Annotated in this window: 12 protein-coding genes; 3 read left to right on the top strand and 9 right to left on the bottom strand. The window is 46.3% G+C overall.

All coding sequences use genetic code 11. The annotated features are described in order from the left end of the window. Positions 1-385: 385 nt before the first annotated feature. Positions 386-1,657: an RNA-guided endonuclease IscB gene (gene iscB / locus QUB11_RS10970; protein WP_333390546.1), complete on the bottom strand. Its 1,272-nt coding sequence runs from the start codon at positions 1,655-1,657 to the stop codon at positions 386-388. Positions 1,658-2,154: 497 nt separating this feature from the next. Here iscB and QUB11_RS10965 point away from each other — a divergent pair, with 497 nt between their 5' ends. Next, entirely contained in the window at positions 2,155-2,496 is a 342-nt protein-coding gene (locus QUB11_RS10965; protein ID WP_333390543.1) for a hypothetical protein, read from the top strand. Here the strand turns inward: QUB11_RS10965 and QUB11_RS10960 are convergent. Beyond that, positions 2,493-3,488, bottom strand: a complete 996-nt coding sequence (locus QUB11_RS10960; RefSeq protein ID WP_333205965.1) for a YdcF family protein — start codon at positions 3,486-3,488, stop codon at positions 2,493-2,495. The two genes, QUB11_RS10965 and QUB11_RS10960, sit on opposite strands and share 4 nt — an antisense overlap. Before the next feature lie 353 nt (positions 3,489-3,841). Next, positions 3,842-5,329, bottom strand: a complete 1,488-nt coding sequence (gene pap / locus QUB11_RS10955) for a polyphosphate:AMP phosphotransferase (protein WP_333205964.1) — start codon at positions 5,327-5,329, stop codon at positions 3,842-3,844. A 749-nt stretch (positions 5,330-6,078) separates the two neighbouring features. On the opposite strand from pap, the gene QUB11_RS10950 reads away from it, so the two are divergent. Further along, positions 6,079-7,062 carry a GNAT family N-acetyltransferase gene (locus QUB11_RS10950; RefSeq protein ID WP_333205963.1) on the top strand — a complete coding sequence of 328 codons (984 nt, stop codon included), beginning with the start codon at positions 6,079-6,081 and terminating at the stop codon, positions 7,060-7,062. Between the two features lie 126 nt (positions 7,063-7,188). Here QUB11_RS10950 and QUB11_RS10945 read toward each other — a convergent pair whose 3' ends face one another. The 6 genes from QUB11_RS10945 to QUB11_RS10920 form a co-directional block, all read right to left on the bottom strand. Beyond that, positions 7,189-8,088 carry an ABC transporter ATP-binding protein gene (locus QUB11_RS10945; RefSeq protein WP_333390541.1) on the bottom strand — a complete coding sequence of 300 codons (900 nt, stop codon included), beginning with the start codon at positions 8,086-8,088 and terminating at the stop codon, positions 7,189-7,191. A 125-nt stretch (positions 8,089-8,213) separates the two neighbouring features. After that, complete coding sequence (locus QUB11_RS10940; protein ID WP_333205961.1) at positions 8,214-8,987, bottom strand: ABC transporter permease; 774 nt, start codon at positions 8,985-8,987, stop codon at positions 8,214-8,216. 352 nt (positions 8,988-9,339) lie between these two features. Next, complete coding sequence (locus tag QUB11_RS10935) at positions 9,340-10,383, bottom strand: hypothetical protein (RefSeq protein WP_333390539.1); 1,044 nt, start codon at positions 10,381-10,383, stop codon at positions 9,340-9,342. A 506-nt stretch (positions 10,384-10,889) separates the two neighbouring features. Beyond that, entirely contained in the window at positions 10,890-11,696 is an 807-nt protein-coding gene (locus tag QUB11_RS10930) for a hypothetical protein (RefSeq protein ID WP_333205959.1), read from the bottom strand. Positions 11,697-11,903: 207 nt separating this feature from the next. Continuing rightward, positions 11,904-12,929, bottom strand: a complete 1,026-nt coding sequence (locus QUB11_RS10925) for an ABC transporter permease (protein WP_333205958.1) — start codon at positions 12,927-12,929, stop codon at positions 11,904-11,906. A gap of 223 nt (positions 12,930-13,152) precedes the next feature. Further along, entirely contained in the window at positions 13,153-13,497 is a 345-nt protein-coding gene (locus QUB11_RS10920) for a hypothetical protein (protein WP_242721486.1), read from the bottom strand. Between the two features lie 754 nt (positions 13,498-14,251). Between QUB11_RS10920 and QUB11_RS10915 the strand changes: the two genes are divergently transcribed. Further along, entirely contained in the window at positions 14,252-17,665 is a 3,414-nt protein-coding gene (locus QUB11_RS10915; RefSeq protein WP_333390536.1) for a PAS domain S-box protein, read from the top strand. Positions 17,666-17,691 lie beyond the last annotated feature (26 nt).

Below are 17,691 nucleotides of genomic sequence, written 5' to 3'. Positions count from 1 at the left end.
TTGCTCGGCATTCAGGTTTAGTTTTAGCTTGGCGGTGATTATTTGAGGCATTACTTTCACGAACTCTGACAAAATTCAATCTCGTGAACATACAAAAAGCAAGTGGTGTAGCAAAATAATTTGTTCGCTCATCGACCGCCCCTCGCCTTCCAACACCTAAAGTCGTTGGTTTAGTTCGGGGCGGTTCTCTTCACTCACGCAAATTCCTCCCGACGCTCACCTGGGTACAGGTAGAGCGCGGGACTCCTTTTGATTTAGTTGACGTTTCTGTCCGCCGGGAGCAAATAAATTTTTCATAAAAACACTCGGTAAGTGGGAAACTCAGTGGCTTTAGCCCGCTCGTGGAAAACGACTCGGCGATTTCAATCGCCTTGAATCTTCACAATTAAAATGAGTAGCTATACCCATCTTTATGGTGAATAGTTTTGCAGTATTTATGGCTGATTCCTTGCACCAATTCTGATGCCAAGATATTGAATGAACCCGTCGATCTAACTGCAACCCGACCAACATACTCACCTATTTTTTTACCACTGGTAACGATTGCTTTTACAATATCGCCAGTTTGAAAACCTTTGACAAACTTGTTCCTCGGAACGTACCGAGATGGGAAGCCAAATTTGTCGGTACGACACATTTGACGAGTCCCATGTCCAGTTGCTTTAATTAGCAATGGTTTACTCGTGACCACAGACAATGATTCAACTTGACCGACACAAGCAGCATCAAGCCAATGAGTCTTTGGTAGTTGCAGTCGAGTACGATTAAACTTCGTCAGTCCGCCTGAACCAGTCAAGACGGGCAATCCAGTTTCTTTCAGTTGAGAGAACAGCGCCCATCGAGTCGAATTCACAGCAGTAGCATCCTTGAGTGGACGTTTTGCCTGTGCAAGAATTTGCTTCAAGATGTCAGGTTTCTTTGCTAAAAACTGCTTAACATCTTGAGTACCTTTCTGCTGGTTACACTTCTCGCAAGCAAGGCAGAGATTAGAAATTCGATTGCTTCCACCTTTGGCTTTTGGATAAATGTGTTCAACTTGCAAAGGTACATTTTCAGTGTCGCAGTAAGAACACTTTCTGTTCCATTTGGCCAGTAGATATTCACGAATTTCGTAACCTTGTAGTTCGCCTTGTTGGTACTCGATGCCGGAAATCTCAGGATTTTCTAGTTGTTGTAGGTCAAATCTCACAAGCTCTTGAACGATCAAACTGATTGATGCAAGTCTGCGTAATTTGTTAACCCAAGTCAGTGTGGTTTCTACTCGGTGCTGCAAGGATGGCGCTAACCATCCTTTTTGGCGGGTACGGTTTAAAAACCTTGCTGGGCGGTAACGAGTATGACGGCTTCGTCTTCCTCGACGCAGTGCGCGACGGGAATCAAGACTTGCTTTAATGGATTGACCTCGATGGGTTAGTTCAGCGCCAAAAATTACTTTCTCACCTTCTAGTAAAGCGATGCCAGTAGTTTTAGAGCCTGGATCTAACTTGAGACTAATTGATTTGACAGTTGCTGTTACCACCTTTTTGAGAAGAATTGTGAATGGGAATCTTCTGAAAACAGCCGCTTTATTGGCAGTTAGCAACTTGCGAGCTATTGACGGCTTACAAGGCGTTAGTGGTCTTTTGTTCGTGTCGAGTACGAAAATATAATTAGACATTGTTGTGTCTCTTCACTTGCGTGTAATGTTAGCTTCGCCAATGTTATAAAAGCTTTTTGAACCTGCAACACTGTCGAGCGTGACTTTAAGACTGTTTAATTGCTTCGGACAGAGCAGGGAACTAGCTTCGCATTCGCCTGGTGTCGTGACTCAAATAACGTAGATTTCAAGAATCTTAGGCTGGTCAGCATAGCTTGTTCGATTTCTCTTGCAAGCTCAGTGGCTTTAGCCCTGAGTTACTGACAAAAAACCCGTACTTTGCATAAAAATCTCCCTTTCACCCGGATATATAAGTAGCAGCTTCAAGGCAAGGCTGCTATCTAAAACAAACCAGCACTAGCTGGAAATGCCTTCAGATTCTTATGTTTAAGCCCCAGGAAGGGGCGGGGTGCATATTTAACTTAATTCTTTCAGAGTTCGCGAAATCCTGTCCGGAAAACCCCCGAACCTTTAAGAATGTACTATCCAACCGGATTCACCAAAACCAGGATAAAAAAATGGCAGACGAACCGAAAGCAGAAGCACCAAAGCCCGCTCCCATGATTTTTAAGGGTGTGTGCAAGGAGGGAGTTCTCAAAGGCAAAGAAATTGAAGGCAAACTAGACATCAAAGTCAACGTCGAATCTGTCACAACCCCAGAAGCAACGCCCAAAAAATCCCAGTGGGAGCCAGTTATCTTTTGGGTATTGTTTGCATTTATGGCAAACTTGATTGTCGGCGACCCCGCCGGAATGAGAAAAAACAGCTCCCCACAAAGGTCTCATTCTCATCAGATTTTAAACCAATCTGGGGAGCAGTCGCTGTTGCCTAAGAAAAACACCAGCAACTTGCCACTTTAGGCCCTGGGAGCCTGCCAGCCTCGCAAATAGTAATAGAAAGACCCGAAATATTCATCGAATACTCGCGTCGTAGTTACCAAAGCTTCTGCACTAGGCAAAAAATCTCCCGCGTCTAAGCGGAGTCTACTAGATCTCCCTCCTGATGTGGGTTGAAAAGTGTAGAAGTCGGTAGCCCTAGGAATCACCTGGATTCCCATATTCGCAAAAGCGAGGCTGGCACGGCGCATCTGAATCGCAGATGTTACCAGGATTACTTTCCGCGGGGCGCCACGGCTGTCGAGTATCTTTCTCACTTCTTCGGCGCTGGTGCGTATGTTGCTGCCGTTATCGTCGAGAACGATACTGCTGCGCGGCACGCCCATGTTGTTTGCCAGCAAAGTCTCGATATCCTTCGCTTCCCCAACATAACCCTCCAACTCTGGTCTGGGGCCAGCGGTAACTATGACCATCGGTGCCACTTTTTGGCGGTACAAAACGGCTGCATAGGGCAGGCGATTGCCTGTATCTGTTAGTTGAATCGCCACTCGGTTGGGGATGTGGGGCTGAGTGGTTCCCTTGCCCAGCAGGACGATCGCCGCTGCGGTTTCGTCGCAGCAAGCTGTGCGGACGGCTGCGGCGGCGTCACGTTCTGCTTGCTCGGCGAACCAGTAAGCGACAACTGGCATACTCGAAAGGATCAAAACTAGCAGGGCTGCCAGGATCATTCTCGGCGCCGGGTTGCGGATGCCCCCGTTTGTGATCAGCGCCGATGCAATCACCAGCAGCGTGATGGAAAAGCCCAGCGGCTTAAAGAAGAAGGCTATGAGCCCGAAAATCGCTGCTCCGACCGGAGTGTCTGGTGCAAAAAAAGCTAGGATCAAAAGGCTGATCAGTAGCAAAACGCGCAGCCGGTCTAATAACGGATTGTCTTTGCCTCCTGATTGATCCCACCACGATTTGATCAGTGAGAACAGGAGGAATAGAAATAGAATGCGAGCTAACAGTTCTGGCATCTTGCAATATTCTGTGTCTTCATAAATTAGTACGGAAGTGTGGAAACGAGCGCTAATTTAGCTGCGGGAGGAAATACGGGCATCGGTGGGTTTTTAACTTTCGCGAATAACGCAGTCCGATCGCATTTATCCTGATGCTCGCTTCCGGTCAGCTATCAACTATTGGTTGCAGGGTGAAACCCGCTACTTCCAGTCACAGATTGCTGACAGTTAATTGGTAATTGATAACTGGTAATGGTTGATTGGTAATTGGTAATGGATCGAGCACGCCACAGGTGGAATTGACAATTCAAGCCTGCTTTGTTCTGCCTACTTTTTTCCCCATTACCTGTTACCGATTCACCAATCCCAATTTATCGGCGCTTCAGTTGATTCCGAATTGCCTGCGTTACCGTTTGAATTACTTTAACACGAGCATAATACTTGTTATTGGCCGCAATTAGCGTCCAGGGAGCTAGCGGCGTGCTGGTGCGCTGAATCATTTGATTCACCGCCACTTCATAATAATTCCACTTTTCCCGATTTCGCCAATCTTCAGGAGTGAGTTTGTATTGTTTAAAGGGATTGTTTTGCCGCTCTGTAAACCGCTTTAGTTGCTCGTCAGGACTGATGTGCAGCCAGAATTTAACTAAGACACACCCGAAACTGGTGAGTTGCTCCTCAAATTCGTTGATTTCCTGATAAGCTCGGCGCCATTCGGGTTCGGTGGCAAATCCTTCGACTCGCTCGACCAGCACTCTACCATACCAACTACGATCGCAAATGCTGATTTTACCAGCAGTCGGCAGCCGCTGCCAGAACCGCCAGAGGTAGTGATGCGCTTTTTCTTCGTCTGTCGGGGCCCCAAAGGTATTAACGATGTAACTGCGGGGGTCTAATATGTCCGTCAAGCGTTTGATTGCTCCTCCTTTACCGGCGGCGTCCCAACCTTCAAACATCACTAACACGGGGATTTCCTCTTCGTAGATGCTTTGTTGCAGTTTGCCAAAACGGGTTTGTTCCTCGCGAAGTTGCTGTTTGTATTCGTCGGGCGACAGCGATTGAGTTAAATCTACTTGGGCCAGCAAGTCTGGTTCGGTGGGTTGCAAGCTTTCTTGAGGTGGCAATTTCACGGGTGCAGATTGCATCGGCAGTCTGTCTAAGGCTTCTGTAATTGTCGCTGCCATTTGCGTTAAAACTTTGACTCTCGCCCACCGTTGACAATCGCCTTCTACTAGCGTCCAAGGTGCTGGGCCCGTGCCGGTTTGGGATACCATTTCTTCGGCAAAAGTTGTGTATTCTTCGTATTTTTTGGCTTGTTTCCAATCTTCGGGTCGCACTCGCCAAGCTTGTAATGCGTCATCTTCTAGTTTTTTGAGCCGATGCTTGAGTTCTTTTTTGCTCAGGTGAATCCAAAATTTGGCAATTGCGGCGCCGTCATCAACCATCTGCCGCTCGAAGGCGTTGATTTGCCTGATGGCTGTCGGTACTTCTGCCTCGGAGACTCGATCGAACAATCGGTCTTCTAAAACATGAGTGTACCAACTGTGGTAGAAAAAACCAATTTTGCCGCGGGCGGGGAGTTTCTGCCAAAACCGCCATAGGAAAGGATAGCCCATTTCTGCATCTGACTGCGGCCAAATCGGGTGGACGGCAAACCCCCGCGGGTCCATGTACCCTACCATTTTTTTGACTAAAGCACCTTTGCCGGCGGCTGCCCAACCTTCGAGGACGATAATTGCGGGCAATTTTTTTTCCCTGCAGGCCAGTTGGAGCGATCGCAACTGCTGCATTAAAATTTCTATCTTGGCATCATAGGTTTCTTTATCCAGGGAGATATCTAAATCGAGGTTGTCGAGCATATTTACCTCATATTAATCTGTAAAAAACAGTTTAACGTTAGTTTAACGTTTGGATAAAATTAAATCCTCAATTCAGGGGAAAACGTTATAAAAATTACAGTTACGGCTGGTTAAAAGCCGGATAGCTCTTGCAATCACAGGCCCTCCTCGTTAATACTAGCAAGAATCCCTCGATTTCAAACTTGCCAAAAAAAACAGCTCAGGTTATAGTTGAAATAGGGAACTTTTAAATAAGTTCAACTTCTCCCCTCCCCCGATCGGGCGAGTTAACAGGAGGAGCAAAAAATCCCTTAAAAAGGATTTCTTGTAAAAAGAGCAAAAGTAAAAATCAACTACCCGGTGGGGGTGACAACTTCTTTACTTAGCTGTAGAAACTTTATTCAAACAATAGTAGTTACTTAAGCACCAAGCTTGGTAACGAAAGAGAGCGCGACTCATCGACATCCAGCCATAAACTCCAATACAAAACTAGCCCAAAAGGGCAAACCAATTTTTATGATTGCGCTATAAGATAAAACCTGAAAGCCTGGGTGATATAAACAGGTTTCTGAGTTTTATCGACACCATTCTCAAATACTAAAAGCGGTTTAGGTGCGGTCACGCGAACCCTCCCCACAAGAACATTTATTTCTTGTGGAACAGGCCGGAAAGCCTGTTACTGACATTTGTCCAAAATGTCTGAATTACTGTACTTGTTTGCCAATACCAACTAAGAGGAACAGTCCGAAATTACGGATTGCAAGTTTTTTATGAATATCTTGACAACACGCTCCTACAAGGGCGAAACTGACTGGTGCGCGATCGCCAATTTGATCGATGCTTGCGAAGCAGTCGATCGACTCGGCGAAGAAGTCTCAGCAACTGAACTCAAGCTAATACTTGATGCACCCAAACTCGACCAAGCCCGCGACGTGCAGTTGTGGGAAGATGGTAATTACAAACTAATCGGTTTGTCACTCCTAGATATGCCAGATTCCCCGGCTGAAATAGACGCTTCTTTGTGGTTTTATGTGCATCCAAATGTCCGTGGCGAAGGATTAGAAAAAGACATAATTAAGTGGGGCGAAAAGCGGCTGCGCGAAGTGGCGAAAGAACGCAATTTGCCCGCAAAATTGCGAACCTACAGCCGGGAGGACAAAACCGATGAGATGCGGCTGTTAGAGAAACAGGGCTTTGAAGTCGATCGCTATTTTTGGACAATGGCCCGATCCCTCGCCGAACCCATTCCCACGCCCGAATTTCCCGCAGATTTTGCGCTGACACACGTATCAGGAGAACAAGACATCCAACCTTGGGTAGAGATGTTCAACCAGTCATTTATCGATCACTGGAATCACCACGATTTAACTGCGGAAACCGTGCGCTACTGGATGCAAGACGCCAATTATCAGCCGGAATTAGATTTAATTGCTGTTTCGGGCGATTCCCTGGGGGATAGCTTCGCTTCACGCAAATTTGCTGCTTTCTGCGACTGTCAAATCAAACCCCAAAAAAACGCCCGCAGCGGCACAAAAGACGGTTGGATTGAATTGTTGGGTACGCGGCGCGACTTTCGGAAAATGGGTTTAGGAAAAGCGATGCTATTAGCTGGTTTGCATAAGTTGAAAGCAGCGGGTGCAAACACAGCTAAACTCAGCGTTGATGCTGACAGTTTGACGGGGGCGACAAAGCTTTACAAATCAGTCGGTTTCCGCCCGATAGAAACTTGGATCGAATGGGCTAAGACAGTGTAAATTCGTTAGGGTGGTCAGAAACCGGGTTTTTGCGAGATACTGCGTTACAGTCGGCAGATTCGGTAAAAAACCCGGTTTCTTTGGTTTTTGAAGCGTACTGGGCGGATATACGCAGATGGACGCAGATTAGGATACAGTTTGTTTAGTTACTTCTACATAAATATGTTCTAACCGCACCGGATACCGAGCAATTGAATCAATAGAAATCCCGTCGAACAGCAAAATAATCTCTTTTAATTCTAAACGTTCCGGCAGCCAAAAAGCTAAATCGCTACCGTAGCGGCGGGGGATGAAACTGTATTTTTGAGCGCGGGCGATGACTTCAGCTTCTTCGTCGGTTTTTACCACGATAATTTCTTGAGCCGGAATCAGTTTTTGCAACTCCTCCAAACTGCCCTCAGCTACAATACTGCCATTCTTTAAAATCCCAATTCTTTGACACAGCCGCTCAGCTTCATCCAACAAGTGAGTTGTCAGCAAAATTGTAATTCCTTCCGATTGCAAGCGCTGAATTAACTCCCAAATTTCATAGCGCGCCTCAATATCTAAACCCGTTGTCGGTTCATCTAAAATTACTAATTTAGGCTGGTGTACCAAAGCCACCGCAATATTCAAACGTCGCTGCATTCCTCCGCTCAAAGTTTCCACCGGGCTTGTAGCTCTATCTGTCAAATTTACTGCTTTCAAACAGTGTCTTACTTGATAGCGCCGCTGTTTGCGCTCTAAGCCATAAATTTGAGCAAAAAAATTGAGGTTTTCTTCGCAGCTAAGGCTTTTGTAAAGCAAATTTTCTTGGGGCGCTACACCTATTAATAATTTTGTAGATTCGGAAACAGGTTCGCCATTGATGGAAACTTGGCCGCTGTCGGCATTTAGCAAATTGCATAAAATATTGATAGTTGTAGTTTTGCCCGCCCCGTTTGGCCCCAGCAAACCGTAAATTTCTCCAGCTTGAATGTGCAGTGTTAAATCTTGAAGCACTGAACGTTGGCCATAGGACTTATTTAGCTTTTCTATTTGTAGCACTGCTTGAATTCTCCGTATTATTTTATATATTTACGGTTGTTTAGGAACGATTAAACCGCAGAGAGCGCAGAGGGCGCGGAGGAAGAGAAGAGAGAGATGAATAATTATGACATAATGAGATAGTTTTAAAGTCTTCTTTCTACTCTCAGCATCCTGCGGTAAGAAAGCCATCCACCTACAATCATGGCAATAGAAAATATGAATAAATACCAAAAGTGTTCTGCAATATCAGCCAAATCTTTGCCGTCAGCCCACACGCCCATCAGCGCTTCGTTCATGTGATAAATTGGATTGTACTGGGCGAGTTCCAGCAGACTTTTGGGAAACAGCGAAGTCGGCAAAAATGCGCCTCCTAAAATCAACAAGGGGACGCCGAAAGCTGCTACTAGGGAGTTGACATCTTCAGTGCGCCTCGCAAACTGGGTGCCGAGAATAAAGCCTACACCTACATAAGATACAATACTGAGTAAAATAATCGCACATCCTAGCAGAATAGAGCCTTGAAATTGTGCTCCTAAACAAGAGGCGATCGCATATACTAAAATTACTTGACCGATGCCGATGCAACTGTGAGCCAGGAAAATCCCTAAAAAGTAGGAAGTGCCACTCAGCGGGGAAATAAACAAGCGTTTGAGGGTATGCTGTTCTCGCTCTGCTACTACTGTTGCTACGCTACCACCGAGACAGCTAAAAAATAAAGCTGCTCCTACTAAGCTTGCCGGTGCAGCAGTTTCAAAAGCTTTTGCTGTGCTGAGATTAGCCCGTTCTTTTAAAATTAAACCGTTAATTAGCAAGATAGAAACTGGAAATATACTCCACAAGACTAAGCTGCGCCGGCGCCTCCCCAATTCAATTAAAATCCGCTGTGCTACTGCGAGGGTTTCGTACCAGTATTTCATAAGAAATCTATTAGTATTGTGAGAGTGGGGAATTGGTAATGACGCCACCGCATATCATACCATATAGCAATCCTTGCAGGAGTTGTAAATTTTTTACCCCACCCCAACCCTCCCCTTATCAAGGGGAGGGAGTAAGAAGTTCACAAATGATTTAGGATTGCTATAGAGATGCCAATAAGTTTAGCTCTCAATAAAAAACCCGCAGACGCGGGTTTTGTGATTTTAGAGGGATAGGTTTTAACACCCGTTAAAAAAAAGAAGGGAATTGTCACAAATTCCAAATCCATATCTAATCAGTTATTCCCAATCGAAAATCGAAAATTGTCTAACTTGTCACCCTCTGTCGCTGCTCTCAATTAATACTAAAGTTTTTACCTCTGTAGCATCCTTGAAAGGAAGTTAAACTGGTGCTGTTTCTCTGTTCCAATTTAGTCACGAGGGAAGAAGTATTGGAACTGTCAGGGGTAGCACCCCACTTGTAGATAAAGTCGCCGAGATTGTCTCCGGTTTCTTCGTAGCTGTGCTCTTCAATTGGAATTCCCGAAACTCCTGAAACAGTTTGGTTGTGGTATCCGTTAACAATGATTTTTTCGATAACGGCTCCCGGTTCTGCGGTAATGTTCCATTGCACCGATTCGTAGGCTGAAAGTGCGAGAATTATTGGCTTGTTTCGGCGTTCTACTTTGACTTCGATCGCACTTTGTGATAAATCTCGGTTCTTGTGATCCGCATTGGCTTCGTAAACGCCTATTAAATGAAGTTCTTTGTTTCCGCTTGATGAACCAATATAAGCTGAAAAATCGTCGGAACCGCCAAGCCCACAGTTGGCGCCAGAACTAATTGGGGAAACAAAAGCAGCTTTTTCGGCTAGTTTCTGCTGCACCGCCGGCACTACCCACAATCCGGTTCCGATGCCTAAAGCACCTATCAAAGCGGCCGCGATACCGAACGGAAGGGCATTTGTCAGGTTGCGAACAACTGGTTTGGCTGTTAGTTGAGATAGGGTTTGCTGCCAAGTTTCACCAGTTTGTCGATCGGCATTCCCGCCATCAAGACAGGCTAATAAACCTAAACTTTCCGGCTGTTCGAGCAGACTTTGAACAGTTTTCCCTTCGCCGACGTAGAGATTTCTAGTTGCGGTGTCTAAAAGCAGCCAGTAGCGATCGCCCTTGCCGAGGTTGTACTCTTGTACTGCAGGATCGACTAAATCGTGCTGCAAAAACACCAGCCAAGCCATATTATTGCCAGTGCCGACTGTTTTGCCGTCGCTGGAAATAAGTTGGTCGATGTCGGGTTCCCAGCGCCAAGCTACCCAGCGACTATCTCCTCGATAGCCGAGGGATTTTTCTAGTTGCGGATGAGCGGTTATTTCTAAGCGTTGAACTAAGTTTGACACTAGATTTCCTCCTCAAGTGTGATCGGGTCTAGAGCAATTTTGTTCCAATTTATTAAAACAAATATTTTGCTCATGAAGAGCCTCCGAATAATCGGGTTAATTTTGTCTTGCTAATGTTATCAGCCGGTACTTTCCAAACCACACGGGCTTAACAAAAATATGCCTGTTGAATGGTTTAGCTTGAGAACTTGGAGCTGGCGAGCACCCGCCTGGTAATAATTTTAACCTGTGCTGATAACTAATCCTGTTACGGATTAAAGCTAGCTATGTATCACTGCTTCTACCTGGTTGGCCAGTTCTAAAAGAGTGCTTAGCCCATAGCGTCTACAAGTTCTTAGCTTAACTTTTATTTTGCTACTCTGCTACAAAATATGCCGATCGCACCTGACATCAATATTATGCAGGCAAATAAATGTTCCGGCTTTCTCGCCGCTGAAATATCCCTGAAAAAGAGAACGTTTCCGAGAAACCCGGTTTCTTTAAAAGTTCTGACACTTCCCTTATTACTAGCGGGGGCCATCAATCGCATCTCTAGTCGGTGCAAGGCCTCCGGGGCTAAAGGAACTCGGCGGCACTCTCGGAAGATTGAGATTGCGATTGGGAACTAAATCGCTGTTGCTGTCGCCAGCAGTTCCACCCGTGGGAGACGCACTATTATTGGGATTGGTACTCGGCGCAGTTCCCGGATTGAGATTATTCTGATTGGTATTCGGCGCAGTTCCCGGAGTGGCATTATTGGGAGTAATATAGGGCGAACTTCCCGGATTGAGATTATTGGGATTGGTACTCGGTGAACTTCCCGGATTGGCATTGGGAGTACCTGCGGGCGAAGTTCCCGGAGTGGCGTTGGGAGTACCTGCGGGCGAAGTTCCCGGAGTGGCGTTGGGAGTACCTGCGGGCGAAGTTCCCGGAGTGGCATTGGGAGTACCTGCGGGCGAAGTTCCCGGATTGACATTGTTGGGATTGTTCGGATTTGCCGTGTCAGCAGGAGTAGTTATCGGCGTGCCGACAGCATCTCTGGTGATGGCGTTGGGGTTCGGGGGAGGAGGCGGAGTGCTTGCATTGGGGTTATTTGCAGGAGCATTGCCCGCAACCGGATTAGTGTTTTGGGGAGCAGCATTGCTGCCGCACAAGCTGACTAAATCAAAAGTTGTGCCACCTCGGGTTTCGATGAAGCAAACCGGCACATTTACTTGGGGGTTTGAGGCTCTGGGAAAATCGGCTGTTCCCGGCATGGGACGGCTAAAGGCAGCTTCAGCCATCAGTGGGGTCAAGGCCGCCGATAGAGCGGCGATTGTTCGCAATAATCTCATCAGCGTTTCCTCAAATGTTAAAGTTTATTTTCTCCAGTATTGCCCATACAATGCCAAGTGTCGTCACTCTAAAAGCCGATCGATCTTTTTGACAACTGCTTCTACAGGCCCACCCCTGGCTAAAACATCTCGCGAACGCAGAAAGTACAGGTAGAAAAAGGCTAAGTGCAAAAGTAGAGCATCCGTTGCCCTTCTTCCTTGATATTTTTAGTACCGAATTCGCGGGTCAACGTAAGCATTCAAAATATCAATTACAATGCTGGCAATTACAACTATTGCCGCAAAAAACACCACAATACCTTGAACAGTTGGATAATCCCGCAAGCTAATCGCTTCGTAAAGGCGATTTGCCAACCCCGGCCAAGAAAAAGTCACCTCTGTTAAAATAGCACCGCCCAACAGTGCAGCAAAAGTCAATCCTAAGACAGTAATCACCGGAATTAGTGCATTTTTCAGAGCGTGAGCCCATAAAATCTGCAATTCGGGAATGCCTCTAGCTCTAGCTGCTTCGACATAATCTGCTTGCAAAGTTTGCTTGAGATTCACTCTGACAATCCGCTCGAAAATGCCGCTCAAAAGAATCCCCAACGTCAAACTCGGAAGAGCCAAATAATGCAAAGATGTGAGAAACTGACCAGGGTTAGCGCTCAGGAGACTGTCAATAGTGTATAGTCCTGTGTAGCCTTCGGGGGCGGGGAATGTGACGGGAAAGCGAGTTCCCAAGGGAAACCATCCCAACTGCACTGCGAAAATTAATTGCAAAACCATACCGGCCCAAAAAGCCGGCAGCGAGTAAGTGATAATGCCAAACAAACGGCCGACAGCATCGAAAATAGTGTTGGGGCGGGATGCTGCCAGGGAACCGATACTGATGCCGACAATTAAAGCTATGGCCATGCTACAAACTGCTAATTCGACTGTAGCGGGGAAATAATCTCCGATAATTTGCCACACGGTTTGTCCGCGAGTGGTGATGGATGTTCCCAAGTTCAGACTGAATAAGTCTTTCATGTATTTGAAATATTGCTCCCACAGGGGTGCGTCGAGGCCGAGTTGAGTTCGCATTGCTTCTTTGGCTGCTGCGGGAGCTCGTGAGCCGAGAATGGCATCTATGGGGTCGCCTGGAGTGGCCCGCAAGAGCAAAAATACTGCTGTGGTGATTGTCCACAACATTAGGGGTGCTAGAAGCAAGCGGACAAAAATATAAGATTGCAGGGCTTTGGAACGAGACATAATATTTGGGAATTGCCAATTGGAAATTGGAAAGAGACAGTTGAGTGGATGTTACTTACATCTTGCACTATTCTCAAGAACAGGCAAGATGCCTGTTCCACAACAGATAAATTTTATTGTGGGCCGTTGCTCAGAGCAACGGCCTGAAAGGATGATTGAGAATGGTGCAATATCTCAGTTTTAGCGAAAAAGTCGATCGACTTTTTCGCAATTGGCGATTTTCCTATTCGCCCAGCAGTGATTCAAATGCAGCTTGCAAAGACTTGATATCGCCTACTCTGGCTACTAACAAGTTTTCGCTGCCGGCATCCTGCAGCCTGTGTCTCCAATACTGGATGCTATCAGAGTTGTTCATCCAGAAACTAATCACGGTGTCTACAACTCGATCGACATCCCAGCCGCGGTTAGGAGAAACTGTCTCTACGGATGCCACAAACGCATCGAGAGTGCACTTTCGGTTTGCCAAGTATTCTACACCGGACGGCTGCTGTTGTTGCAGCAATTCCTGCTGCTGGTTAAAAAATGTTAAAGTTGGAGATACGCCCAGGATTTCAAATGTATAGTTCATGTCATCCTCCAGAAGTATTATTTTGCCAAAATATTGATCGTCCAAAAAAGCCAAAAACGCTTTACTTTGCTGGCGTTGATGAAATGCAGATGCTTCAATTATCCTCTTTGTAGTCGATCTGGATTTTGGCGGCTTATCTTATTAATAGCAAATTTTTTAACACGAGATTGTCACAGAATTTACATTTGTCCTGGGACTGTAGAAAAAATGAAAATAAAATTTTTATTAACCAGGCGTAAGGAAGAGAATGCCCACCAGGAGAAAGTGAGCTTATTTTAGATTAAAAAGTTTAGATTAAAAAATTGAATAATTGGCAATGACTGATGACAACCAGGGTGGGCAACACGGGCCTAAAGTTGCTTTTTTTACGGGCTGTGGCTTTTTTATCGGGAGTCTGCAGAGCGATCGCCACATTCAGACAAGTAGTGGCATGATTAATATTACAAGTTTTTAGAGTAGCGGTGGAAACCTCAGCCCCGTTTTGAGCAGTCGGTCACTGCACTTCACTATGTGTGTACAACGTTGTAACTTATATCGAGGGTGATTTTCACTGAGATATTGCACCATTCTCGCTTAACAGGCTTTTCGGGCCTGTTCCACCAGAAAATTCACTCTTTGACAGAACAGGCCGTCCAGCCTGTTCATAAAAAGCTTATTGAGAATGGTGCAACATTTCAGTTTAAGCGACAAACGATACACAAACCTGGTAGGTGTCACAATATTGATGTTATTGAAAAGTCTGAGCAGTTGTGTGATGAAAAGCTCGCCCAAGATGTCACTAAGCCTAGTCTTGTTGATACCGCTGGTGGTACAAATCTCCGTAGCAGTCGGCGTGACTGGATGGCTTTCGTTTCGCAACAGCCAGAAAGCTGTCAATGACCTTGCTACGAGGTTAAGCTTGGAAGTTGCAGCGAGGACGAAAGAAAATTTCCGCAGTTTTGGGGATGTGTCTCACCTGTTTCTACAAATGAATACTGCTGCGATCGCCTCTGGCAACTTAGACCCGGAAGACTTCCCCAACTTAGAGCGCTATTTGTGGAATCAGACCAAGCTGAGCGATCGAACTACAACCATCTACTACGGCGACGAACAGGGCAGATTCCTCTTACTCAAGCGAGAAGCAGAAGACTTAGTATACATCAGAGACGAATCAACGGCTCCCAACCGCGAAATTTATCGCCTCGACAGCCAAGGAAATCGCACTGAGCTCATCCAAACCGCCGGCTATGACCCCCGTACAAGACCGTGGTACCAAGCTGCCAAACAGGCAGGAAAACCCACTTGGTCTCCGATCTACGTCTTCACGGCCTCGCCAGTGCTCGGCATTACGCCGGTGATGCCTATTTACAATGAAACAGGAAACCTGCAGGGGGTACTGGCAATTGACCTGACTCTTTCTCAAATCAGTGATTTTCTCAAAAGCATCAAAATTAGCCCGTCGGGACAAGTTTTTGCGATCGAACGCAGCGGGGAAATAGTCGCCAGTTCCACAGACGAATTGCCCTTTGTCACCGGCCAAGACGGACAAAAACGGCTGTTGGCGACACAGAGCAAAAATTTGCTAATTCGATCGGCTTCGACATACTTGCAACAACGATTTGGTAGTTTTGAACAAATTGACAGCAAAGGACAGTTTACCTTCGAGATAGACGGCAAACGTCAATTCATTACTGTTGCTCCCCTGCAAGACGGCCGCGGCCTCGATTGGCTGATTGTAGTCGCAATCCCGGAAGCCGACTTTATGGAGCAAATTAACGCCAACACTCGCACAACTATCTTATTGTGCTTTTTTGCCTTCGTACTGGCGATCGCACTCGGAATATTTACCTCTCGCTGGGTTGTCAAACCGATTACCCGATTGTTGCAAGCTTCCAAAGCTTTAACAAAAATGTCTGAGTCATCCGACTTCACCTCCCCAGAATTAGACGGCGAAGTCGAAGTTCAAGGAGTCAAAGAACTCGGTCTCCTAGCTCAGTCTTTCAACCAAATGGCGAGACAATTGCGATCGTCTTTTGTTGCCCTAGAAAAAACCAACTCTAGTTTAGAACAGCGAGTAGCAGAGCGGACTGGCGAACTCGAAGCAGCCGAAGCAGAATTGCGGGCTTTGTTTGCAGCTATGAACGAATTAATTATAGTTGTGGACTCCACCGGCCGCTATTTAAAAATCGCGCCCACAAATCTTTCTCTGCTCTACAAACCAATCGAAGAATTAGTTGGCAAAACAGTCACAGAGGTATTTCCGCAAGCTACATCAGACAATTTTCTCAACCACATCCGAGCAGCTTTAGATACTCAGCAAACTGTCAGCATTGAGTACGATTTAACCATTAACGACCGCGAAGTTTGTTTTGCAGCCAGCATTTCACCGCTTTCAGCAGAATCCGTCATTGTGGTAGCCCGCGATATTACCGAACAGAAGCGAGCCGAATCCGTGCGACGCCACAGGCAAAAACAATTGCTCACACAAAATACGGTTTTGGTAGAATTGGCAAGAAATAAAGCGCTATATCGAGGCGATTTGCAAGTAGCTTTGAGGCAAATCACCGAAGCGGCGGCTCATACCCTACAGACAGAAAAAGCTGGCGCGTGGCTATATGATGAGAGTCGATCGAAACTGCAATGTCTCGACCAATTTCACCGCAGCAACCCGCACCATTCCCAAGGTGCCGAACTCGCAGCAGCAGACTATCCAGCTTATTTTAAAGCTTTGGAAGAACACCGGACGATCGCAGCCGATGACGCTCTCTCAGATGTTAGAACCAGAGAATTTGTGGAATCTTACTTTTCACAAGTGGGTACTACATCAACCTTAGATGCGCCGGTGCGGCTGGGAGGACAAACAGTCGGAGTTATCTGTATCGAACAAGTGGGAACTCCTCGTAACTGGACATTAGAAGAACAAAATTTTGCTGCTTCCCTGGCAGATTTGGTATCATTGGCGATCGAAGCCAGCGAGCGCGATCGTACACAAAGCGCTTTGCGTCAAGCAGAACAAAAATATCGTAGCATCTTTGAAAATGCAGTCGAAGGCATTTTTCAAAGAACCCCCGAAGGCCACTTCTTGAGCGTAAATCCAGCTTTAGCCCGCATCTATGGCTACGCCACTCCCGAAGAATTGACATCAAATCTCACCAACATCAAACAGCAAGCTTACGTCAATCCTCAGCAGGGCGACAAGTTTATGCGGGTGATGCAAGAATTCGGACAAATTTCCGGGTTTGAGTCAGAAGTTTACCGCGTTGACGGCAGCGTAATTTGGATTTCCGAAAGCGCCCGTGCAGTGTGTGACGCCAACGGCGAGGTACTCTACTATGAAGGCAGCGTCGAGGATATTACCGATCGAAAAGTCTTTGAATCCGCCTTGCAACTCGCCCTAGAAGCAGCCGAAGCCGCTTCCACCGCAAAAAGCGCATTTTTGGCAAACATGAGCCACGAACTGCGAACACCTCTGAATGCCATCATCGGCTACAGCGAAATGCTCCAAGAAGAAACCGCAGAATTGGGTTACGATGAAATCACCCCAGATTTAGACAAAATTCGCACTTCCGGCAGACACTTGCTATCGCTAATTAACGACATTCTCGACATTTCTAAAATCGAAGCCGGTCGCATGGATCTTTACTTAGAAACCTTCGACATCGCCGCCTTGATTGAAGAAGTAGCATCCACCGCCGCGCCGCTAATTGAAAAAAACGGCAACACTCTCAACTTGCACCAAATTACGAATATCGGCACTATGCACAGTGACATTACCAAAGTGCAGCAGATTTTATTAAATTTGCTGAGCAATGCCGCCAAATTCACTCAAAACGGTACAATTACCCTCACAGCCAGCCGAGAAAAAATTGCGGGTGACAGCAGCGAAGGAAAACAAGAAAACACTTCTGAACCTGCGACAAGTTCTCAATCTTCAATTGCTAGTAAAGAATTTTTAGTTATTAATTGTATAGATACAGGAATTGGGATGACTCCCGACCAGTTGCAGCATATTTTCCAACCCTTTACCCAAGCAGACGCTTCCACCACGCGCAAGTACGGCGGCACCGGTTTGGGACTAGCCATTAGCCAGCGTTTTTGCCTCATGATGGGTGGTCATATTTCAGTAAAAAGTCAGGAGGGTGTTGGTTCTACTTTTACGATCTGGTTGCCAGTTAATCTGCAAAATTAGGGTGGATAGCACACGCAGCATTCACT

This window comes from Microcoleus sp. B6-A1, from assembly GCF_036705085.1.
Classification (GTDB): Bacteria; Cyanobacteriota; Cyanobacteriia; order Cyanobacteriales; family Microcoleaceae; genus Microcoleus.
Note: the sequence above shows the minus strand (reverse complement) of the source record. Positions and strands in the feature narration are given on the sequence as shown.

Coding starts and splice junctions, on each gene's coding strand:
- iscB (WP_333390546.1), bottom strand. CDS start 1,657: ATGTCTAATTATATTTTCGTACTCGACACGAACAAAAGACCACTAACG.
- QUB11_RS10965 (WP_333390543.1), top strand. CDS start 2,155: ATGGCAGACGAACCGAAAGCAGAAGCACCAAAGCCCGCTCCCATGATT.
- QUB11_RS10960 (WP_333205965.1), bottom strand. CDS start 3,488: ATGCCAGAACTGTTAGCTCGCATTCTATTTCTATTCCTCCTGTTCTCA.
- pap (WP_333205964.1), bottom strand. CDS start 5,329: ATGCTCGACAACCTCGATTTAGATATCTCCCTGGATAAAGAAACCTAT.
- QUB11_RS10950 (WP_333205963.1), top strand. CDS start 6,079: ATGAATATCTTGACAACACGCTCCTACAAGGGCGAAACTGACTGGTGC.
- QUB11_RS10940 (WP_333205961.1), bottom strand. CDS start 8,987: ATGAAATACTGGTACGAAACCCTCGCAGTAGCACAGCGGATTTTAATT.
- QUB11_RS10930 (WP_333205959.1), bottom strand. CDS start 11,696: ATGAGATTATTGCGAACAATCGCCGCTCTATCGGCGGCCTTGACCCCA.
- QUB11_RS10925 (WP_333205958.1), bottom strand. CDS start 12,929: ATGTCTCGTTCCAAAGCCCTGCAATCTTATATTTTTGTCCGCTTGCTT.
- QUB11_RS10920 (WP_242721486.1), bottom strand. CDS start 13,497: ATGAACTATACATTTGAAATCCTGGGCGTATCTCCAACTTTAACATTT.
- QUB11_RS10915 (WP_333390536.1), top strand. CDS start 14,252: ATGAAAAGCTCGCCCAAGATGTCACTAAGCCTAGTCTTGTTGATACCG.